Raw genomic sequence first — 7,778 nt, forward strand, 5'->3', positions numbered from 1 at the left:
GTATTGCGACAAGTCAATATAACTATTTTGTAGACAATCATATATGGGTTTTTAACCCGCTTATAGGGTATTGCGACTAATGTAATCATCTAAATAAAAATCTTTAATCCAAGTTTTTAACCCGCTTATAGGGTATTGCGACTTTCTAACTCCGTATTCATCATCTATTTCTAATTCTAGTTTTTAACCCGCTTATAGGGTATTGCGACAAGTCAATATAACTATTTTGTAGACAATCATATATGGGTTTTTAACCCGCTTATAGGGTATTGCGACGCTATCAAGTATCCCACAACTCCACCTACAAGAACCGCGTTTTTAACCCGCTTATAGGGTATTGCAACAAGTCATAATTCTTTTTCTTGTCAAAACCCAAGAAGTTTTTAACCCGCTTATAGGGTATTGCAACATATATGAAGTTTTTCAACTGTTTCACAATGTTTTTGTTTTTAACCCGCTTATAGGGTATTGCAAATTAAACTTTAACCTGCTGCTTTCGTCCATTCTTCCTAGTTTTTAACCCGCTTATAGGGTATTGCAACCGCTCCAGGAGTTGTCTGAGTATGAGAGCAGATGGAGTTTTTAACCAGCTTATAGGGTATTGCGAATATTCGTTATAAACTTTCAATAACATCTCTAAATCTCTGTTTTTAACCCGGTTATAAGATTAGGCTTGAAATTTGATATAATTTTTTTGTTAAAAATTAAATTAATCCGGATGTTTTTATGGGATTTAGTTTTGCGGATATAATATTAAAGTCGGAGGGATTATCAGATTATTTTCAAATCCAAAGACATCAAGTCTTTGTTGTAAAGGTAAATACTCTTTATGAGAAAACCAAGCAAAAAATTAAACTATTTAACGAAAACACCGACAAAAACAAATCAAGACCTATCATCATATTAGAAGTTAAAGACAAATCCGTCAAAGCTTTTGCAACATCTACCAAACCTTCACCGTTAGTTTTTACTAAAAAATCAAGAAAAAAAGTTAATTTTAGCAACTGCAAATTAAACACAGAAGATTGCCACAGAATTAAATTCTCAGAAGAAGCGTACGTTTTTATATTAAAAAACGGTGATTACAGGATATTCTTAAACGTGGAAATACTGAAAGAACTTTTAAACGAAGGTCAAGCAAAATACTGTGGCAAATGTGAAGAAGAATTATTAAAATCCGTTGAAAATTTCTATATTTAGGAGTGAATATGTCAGGAGCTGACCTTATACTTGAGTTTTTGAAGGAAGGTAAAGAAGAAGGGTTAGAAGTTATAAGAAACATTTTTTTTTCAAAAATAAACAAACAGACATATCAGATTTTAAAAAACGAGCAAGAAGACCTTTTTGGTGATTTTTTGGCTGAAAAATTACTTCCTTATAAAAAAAACATACTTGAAAGATTCAAAAATGGTTCAGAAGGCTTAACATCTTATATTTCCACAGCCATAGAAAACTTTTTAAAAACAGCTTTAGAAAAAGCTATACACATGTCAGAAGTTTTTGACGATTCGGTTTATTTATATCAAGAAGAAGATGAAAATCCTTTAGAAAAAAGAGCTAAAAAAGAGGTAGATTTTTTGATACATATAGAAAGTGAAAGGATTTTTGAGATAATGAAAGTTGAGCTAAAAGAAGAAGAACAAAAATTACTTTGTTATATGTTGAGTGATTATAGAAAGCAACAAAGTTTAAAAGATAGTTTTTATAAAGAACTTAAAGATGATGCTTTGTACAAGAGAGTAGAAAGGTTTAAAAAAAGGTTATCTGAGATAGTAAAAAAGTACGAGTTTTCAAAAAACGCAGTTGAACACTTTTTTGATAGCTATTACAAAGAAGTATGTATAAAAATTTACGAGGTGGATAAACTATGAAACTGGATATAAAGGAAATTGCATATAAAATATACGAAGAAAGTTTAAATGAAAATTATGAACCTTTTGAAAAAGTAAACAATCAAAAAAAAGTTTGGGAGGGGGATATTTTCTTTACAATATTAAAAAATAAGCCAGTTTTTTTCTTGGTTTTAAGACAAATTTCTGAAAAATATTACGAATGCCTAAAATTATCCAGTTTCTACGAATTTGCTACACCTTCTGACGTCTATTATAGATCCAGATTCGACAATCAACTATTTATCATAGAAACTGACGTTAATTTCTACTTAAGTGAAGACGAGATATTAAAAAAATCAGTATATTTAGAAACGGTAGAAAAAGAATTTCTTGAAAAAATAAAGAAATATAGAGAAGGAGAAAAGCAAGAAATTGAAACAGGCTTTGAATACCCATTTGGGAACAGATGGGTAGAGAAGTTTAAGGAAAATGAATTGAAAATCATTAAGGAGTATCATTTAAGGATTTTTGATATTTTAGACCAGATGGAAGAAAGTAGCAATATCATAAGTATAGCACCAGAAAGATTAGAAAAATACACAGTTTCTTTAGCCGCTTCAAGTGAAAACAAAACAGCAATTGGAGAAAACTTTATTTTGTACAAAGAAGTTGAACATGGTTTTATAAACATTATTCTTCCAAAAGAATTTATAAACAAAAAAGTTAGAATCTACATGGGGAAAAACATCATCTTTGAAAATGTTTTGGATGACAATGTAATCGCACTACAGTTTGATAAAGTTGAGACTTTGGATTTAGATTCTCTGAAAAAAGATATAAAAGTAGAGGTGTTGGAATGATTAAAGATTTAATTGAAGATATTGAAAGGTTCTATCCGGTTTTAGAAAGCTTAATAAAAGAAAAAAACATAAAAACACAATGGTTGGAAGACCTATACAAAATTTTCTTGATGGAAGACAACGAGTATACAACACCTTTAAAGTATCAGCTTTTTATAACATTGAGAAACAATACGGATTTGATAGACTACGACCTTTTTTCACAAGTTTTAAACCTAACAAAAGATGATATATTTTACTTACTCAAAAATCAAGGGTTTGAAGTGTACTTTCCTGTTTATGATTTAGAGCTTAAAGATTCATACATTGCAAAAGCTTTTATTGTAGAAAATACACAAAAAACATTTTCTTTCAATTATTTTTTAAATCTTGAAAGTGTAAAGAAAGCAACCGGAAAAGAGTTTTTTGTAGTATTTGATAAAATCTTTAAAGGCAATTCATTCCAGCTTGCAATTACAGCAGGACTTATAGCAAATGACAAAACAATCCTAAAAAACCTTGCCTTTACAGGAGAAGTCACATCATCCGGAAAAGTTCTACCGGTAAACCACATACCTGAAAAAGAAAAAGCGGTATTAGAAAAAGGTTTTACTCTTATAACTCCAGAGGATATAGAAAGTATAGAACAACTTGATTTTTGGTTAAACAGTCCAGACATTCCGGTTATACTACTCAACAGAAACAACAAAAACGACATAATTCAAAGCTTACAACAAGTGGAAGAAACCATAAAACAAGACTACCCTTACTTTAACATAAACAACCTACAAAAATTTTATAACATAAATCAAAACGATTTAACATTAATAACAGAAAACATAGACTTTTCAGATAAAAAACAGATTCAAAATATATTAGATGAGGTAGAAGAAAAGTTTAGAAAACTCTTTACCATCAAATCTGCCGTTTTATATATTTCCATAAGTATATCATCATTAGGATTTTTTATAGGAGCCCTATTAGGTTCAAGAAAAAGGGTAGTGATACTACATTATATAAACAACAAGTATCTAAAAGCAATAGACGCAAGAGAGAACATAAGAGTAATAAAACAGATAAAAAACCAGTACGAAATACTTCAGGTAAAAGAGTGTAATCCTGATGAAGAAACAGCGGTTATCCTACACATAGCATCCCATAACCCTGTAGAAAAATCATTAAGATACATAGAGAAAAACATTCCAAACGCTAAAACATGCATAGCCCAGACCATATACAACGGCAACATACCAACAGAAGAATTCCTACCATTACATCAAGAGTTATACAACTTCATAAATACAACCATCAGGAAAAAATTACATATTTTCCATTCCATGCCAACACCGTTAGCATTATCATTGGGAATGGCAATAGGACACTTTTGGGATATAAACATTTACCATTTTGACAACCAAAAGTCAGAATATGTAAAAATTCCAGTTAATTTAAAAGAAGTAGTTAGTAAATTTTGAAGGGAGAGTGTAATGAAAGAAAAAAATTTTAAAGTAGAGGTGATAACTCCAACGATAATGGGAGGAGCAGACAGTAAAGAAATAGATTCAATGAGAATTAGACTATCGGAAATAAAATCTATGATGAGGTATGCCTTTAGAACCGTAGCCGGAAAGTATATAAACCACAACAACGATATGAAAAAACTTTTAGAGGTAGAAGGAAAAATTTTTGGAGATACATCCTGTAAATCAGATTTTAAAATGTTGGTTGAAAACACAGAAAATTTAAAAATAAACTGGATAAAACTCTTACCACATAAAAGCTCTTTTTCAAAACAGGCAATTTTACCAAATCAAACTTTCGATTTAACTTTGATATCAAACTCATACCCGATAGAGTTTTATGAATCTTTGTTAAATCTTGCTTTTTTATTTGGAGTAGGAAACAGAAGAAACAGATTAAACGGTAATTTACAGATAAACTACAACCTATCAATAGCGGAAGATATAAAAAGAATATCCGATGTTTGTAAAGACTTATTTAAAACAAACCAAGAGATAAAAACTGATGAACCTTTGTATCCAACCTTTACTTTTAGGAAAGACGACCAAAAAAATTATCTTGTTTATTCAATGCCGTTAAAAAAGGACTTTGTAGAAAAAAATTTAAATTTTGAAAACATACTTAAAAGTCTTTATGAGAAAGTTATTCATGAAATTGAAAAAAAAGGTGAGTTTTCTAAAATATTAGGTTCATCAAACCCAAGGCAAGCATCCTTTGTTAACTTTTCCATCCAAAAAACAAAAGAAAACTTTTACAAACTTTATCTGATAGCTTTTTATTACAAAAATAGAAATTTTGATTACAGTACTTGGAAAGGTGCGGTTGATAAAATCAAAGAGCAAGCAGAAGAAACATTTAAGGGGAGTTAAAAGATGAGAGAGTACTTAGTAAAGTTGACTATACCATCTGTTCAAGAGTTGATAACACAATCAAGAAAGCTTATAGACTTATATGGTGGAAGTAGTTTAATTCCATCTATCCTATCTCAAGTTTTTAAAAAGTTTGTAAACAATCAACAGGTTGATTTCTTAATACCTACCAAAGAAGTAATAGAAAATCATCCTGAAAATATAACGAATGTTGCTTACATCGTATATAAGTCGGATTCTGAAGAAAAAGTTAAGAATTTCTGTGAAGAGTTAGAAAAAGAAATCTATGACACTCTTGTAAAAACACTCTACAACCCATTAGAAAAATGGAAGGTTGACAGTTATAAAAAATTAGCTTTTTATCAGATAAAAAGTAGCATAAAAGTAATCTACGGAGCGGTAGAAATAAAAGAAAGGTTAAAACAGACAAAAAACGAAGTTGATAAGTTGGTAGCTTATCTAAAAGGAACCATTGAACCGGATTCTACCGTTATAGAAGGAGTGAATCTCTACGAGAAAGAAAACAATCTTTACTTTGAAAAAGATTTTTTAGAATTTCTTGAAAATCAAAAAAATATTCAAAACCAAACATACCCACACGTGTTAGGAGCTTACCTATGTAATGTTTGTGGAAAAAGGTCCATAATTGGAGCAACGCCGAACGATTTGAAAGGGAGTAAGTTTTGGGAAAAATTACAAGTAGAAAGATATCCATTAATATCCGAAAGTGAAAAACTCTGTGGATTTTGTCTAAGTAAAAGAATATACAAGTACAAAGAAGCAAAGATTGAATCAGTAGTAAATTACGCAATTAGAGAGTATGAGAAAGATGTAGAAGAAAAGCTTTTAGGAATCTTGGATAAATACCACGTACAAGATACTCAAATCATATACAAAGAAAATTGGGAAAAGTACAAAATACCAGAAAATTTAAAACAAGAACTTGAAGACTTTTATAAAGATAATGGAGAACCAAGTAAGTATTACGCTTTTCTTATGGCAGATGGAGACTCTATGGGAGAAAAAGTAGATGAAGCTTTTGAAAGCGAAGTTAAATTAAAAGCTTTTACAGAAAAACTATCCGGATACAGCAAACAGTTTAAAGAAATAGTAGAAAAAAATCGAGGAGAAATAGTATATACAGGAGGAGATGACGTTTTAGGGATACTACCAAAAAGTACAGTTCTTGACACTTTTGAAAAGATTTACGATAAATTTAGCGAAACTTCTACCATGAGTGGTGGAATAGTTATAGCTCACTATAAAGTACCACTGAATTATGTTTTAAACGAACTTAGAAAAGCGGAAAAAACAGCAAAAAACAAAGGTAAAAAAGGTGTCTATATAAAATACATAAAACATTCATTCTCTTCATCGGGATGTTTCTTAAAAAGAGAAGAAATAGAAGACTTTAAAGAAGTGGTTAATATAGTATCTCAGCAAGATTTTCCTAAAACTTTTATAAATCAGCTTGAAATGTTGCTAAAACCGTACTCAACAAAAGAAGATTTAAAGGAGGAGAAACAGATAGTAGAAAACTTAATCAAGTATTTGATAAACAAGAAAAAGTTTAACAACAGAGAAAAATTTGAAAAATTAATACTAAAACAAACCTTTGAAAAAGTAGAAGATATCGTAGGAAAGTTGAAAGTTGCAAAATTTTTAGCAGCAAGGAGTGAAGTATGATTGTATTAAAACCTTACGATGTTTTTATATTTTCCGATGGAAGACCCTTTAACAAAGGGGAAAATCTTTTTAGAGAAGGAAGATTCTTCTTAAATCCTATACCTATCCTATCTTTTGCCAACAAGCTATCAGGAGAAAAGTTGAATATACAGTTCATTTCTCTGATAAAAAAAGACACTCTTTACTTTAAAGTTCCAATAGAGATAAAAAAACTAAAATATAAAGAAAAGACAGTCATACCTAAGTTAAAAAAATTAAGTCAACCTGTTATCTCAAAATACACATTAGAGTACATCTTAGAGTACCCTTCACAGGAAAAAATGGAAGATTTAAACTCTTACATAGATGTTAACGACTTTATAAAGTATCTAAAAGGAGAGAGTTTAGAAAGTGTAGATGATAAAAAATTAATTGTACACTCTGAAATCAGAACCGGAATAGAGATAGACAGAAAAAAAAGAACAACCGTTGAAGGAATGCTTTATACCCAAGTTTACACAAGGTTTTCAGAAGATACAGGATTTTTTGTAAAGTTTAACAAAGACATAAATACAAACTTTTTTATATTAGGTGGGGAAGGTAAACTTTTTAATGTAGAAAAATCCAAAGATTACACAAAAACAATAGAAGAAGTAAAAGAACACATAAAACAAAAGGTAAAACAAAGTAAAATTTTCAAAGTAGTGCTACTGACACCAACAAACAACATTCCTGAAATAGAAGGTTCAAAACTCATAGCCAAAGTGATAGGAAAACATATAACCTACAGTGGTTGGCTAAGTTATTACAAAGACAAGATAAAAGAGAAAGTTTTACCTACAAGAATTTTCAGACTTATTCCGGAAGGAAGCGTTTTTTATTACAAGTTAGAAGATGAAAACAAGTTAGATGAAATCTTTCAAAAATACTGGTTAAAACCGGCATTTTTTACAAAAGAGTACCCATATTTTGATGTAAACAGACCATCCGGATTTGGATTAAGTGTGATAGGAACAATAAAAAATCAGGAGGATATACTATGAAAAAAGTTT

Annotated in this window: 7 protein-coding genes and 1 CRISPR repeat array; all 7 genes read left to right on the forward strand. The window is 30.0% G+C overall.

All coding sequences use genetic code 11. From position 1 onward, the window contains the following. Positions 1 to 47 precede the first annotated feature (47 nt). A CRISPR array of direct repeats spans positions 48 to 673; the repeat unit is 27 nt; unit sequence GTTTTTAACCCGCTTATAGGGTATTGC. 53 nt (positions 674 to 726) lie between these two features. Genes NE054_RS06265 through NE054_RS06295 form a run of 7 tightly spaced genes read left to right on the forward strand, consistent with a single transcriptional unit; the run spans position 727 to position 7,769 of the window. Further along, positions 727 to 1,200: a hypothetical protein gene (locus NE054_RS06265; protein ID WP_297889889.1), complete on the forward strand. Its 474-nt coding sequence runs from the start codon at positions 727 to 729 to the stop codon at positions 1,198 to 1,200. An 8-nt stretch (positions 1,201 to 1,208) separates the two neighbouring features. After that, positions 1,209 to 1,871, forward strand: coding sequence for a hypothetical protein (locus NE054_RS06270; RefSeq protein WP_297889891.1), 663 nt, complete (start codon positions 1,209 to 1,211; stop codon positions 1,869 to 1,871). Beyond that, entirely contained in the window at positions 1,868 to 2,692 is an 825-nt protein-coding gene (locus tag NE054_RS06275; protein ID WP_297889893.1) for a hypothetical protein, read from the forward strand. The genes NE054_RS06270 and NE054_RS06275 overlap by 4 nt, the downstream gene beginning before the upstream one ends. After that, the gene (locus NE054_RS06280; RefSeq protein ID WP_297889894.1) at positions 2,689 to 4,146 is read left to right on the forward strand and encodes an SAVED domain-containing protein; all 1,458 of its coding nucleotides are present in this window, start codon (positions 2,689 to 2,691) and stop codon (positions 4,144 to 4,146) included. Before NE054_RS06275 ends, NE054_RS06280 begins: the two co-directional genes overlap by 4 nt. Positions 4,147 to 4,158: 12 nt before the next feature. Continuing rightward, complete coding sequence (cmr1, locus tag NE054_RS06285) at positions 4,159 to 5,061, forward strand: type III-B CRISPR module RAMP protein Cmr1 (protein WP_297889896.1); 903 nt, start codon at positions 4,159 to 4,161, stop codon at positions 5,059 to 5,061. Between the two features lie 3 nt (positions 5,062 to 5,064). After that, complete coding sequence (gene cas10 / locus NE054_RS06290) at positions 5,065 to 6,747, forward strand: type III-B CRISPR-associated protein Cas10/Cmr2 (protein ID WP_297889898.1); 1,683 nt, start codon at positions 5,065 to 5,067, stop codon at positions 6,745 to 6,747. Then, positions 6,744 to 7,769 (forward strand): type III-B CRISPR module-associated Cmr3 family protein, encoded by a 1,026-nt coding sequence (locus NE054_RS06295; RefSeq protein ID WP_297889900.1) that lies wholly within the window; start codon positions 6,744 to 6,746, stop codon positions 7,767 to 7,769. The genes cas10 and NE054_RS06295 overlap by 4 nt, the downstream gene beginning before the upstream one ends. Positions 7,770 to 7,778 lie beyond the last annotated feature (9 nt).

It is taken from the genome of Sulfurihydrogenibium sp. (assembly GCF_027448985.1).
Classification (GTDB): Bacteria; Aquificota; Aquificia; order Aquificales; family Hydrogenothermaceae; genus Sulfurihydrogenibium.

Excerpts from the sequence above, each read along its gene's own strand:
- NE054_RS06265 (WP_297889889.1), top strand. The coding sequence starts at position 727 with ATGGGATTTAGTTTTGCGGATATAATATTAAAGTCGGAGGGATTATCA.
- NE054_RS06270 (WP_297889891.1), top strand. The coding sequence starts at position 1,209 with ATGTCAGGAGCTGACCTTATACTTGAGTTTTTGAAGGAAGGTAAAGAA.
- NE054_RS06275 (WP_297889893.1), top strand. The coding sequence starts at position 1,868 with ATGAAACTGGATATAAAGGAAATTGCATATAAAATATACGAAGAAAGT.
- NE054_RS06280 (WP_297889894.1), top strand. The coding sequence starts at position 2,689 with ATGATTAAAGATTTAATTGAAGATATTGAAAGGTTCTATCCGGTTTTA.
- cmr1 (WP_297889896.1), top strand. The coding sequence starts at position 4,159 with ATGAAAGAAAAAAATTTTAAAGTAGAGGTGATAACTCCAACGATAATG.
- cas10 (WP_297889898.1), top strand. The coding sequence starts at position 5,065 with ATGAGAGAGTACTTAGTAAAGTTGACTATACCATCTGTTCAAGAGTTG.
- NE054_RS06295 (WP_297889900.1), top strand. The coding sequence starts at position 6,744 with ATGATTGTATTAAAACCTTACGATGTTTTTATATTTTCCGATGGAAGA.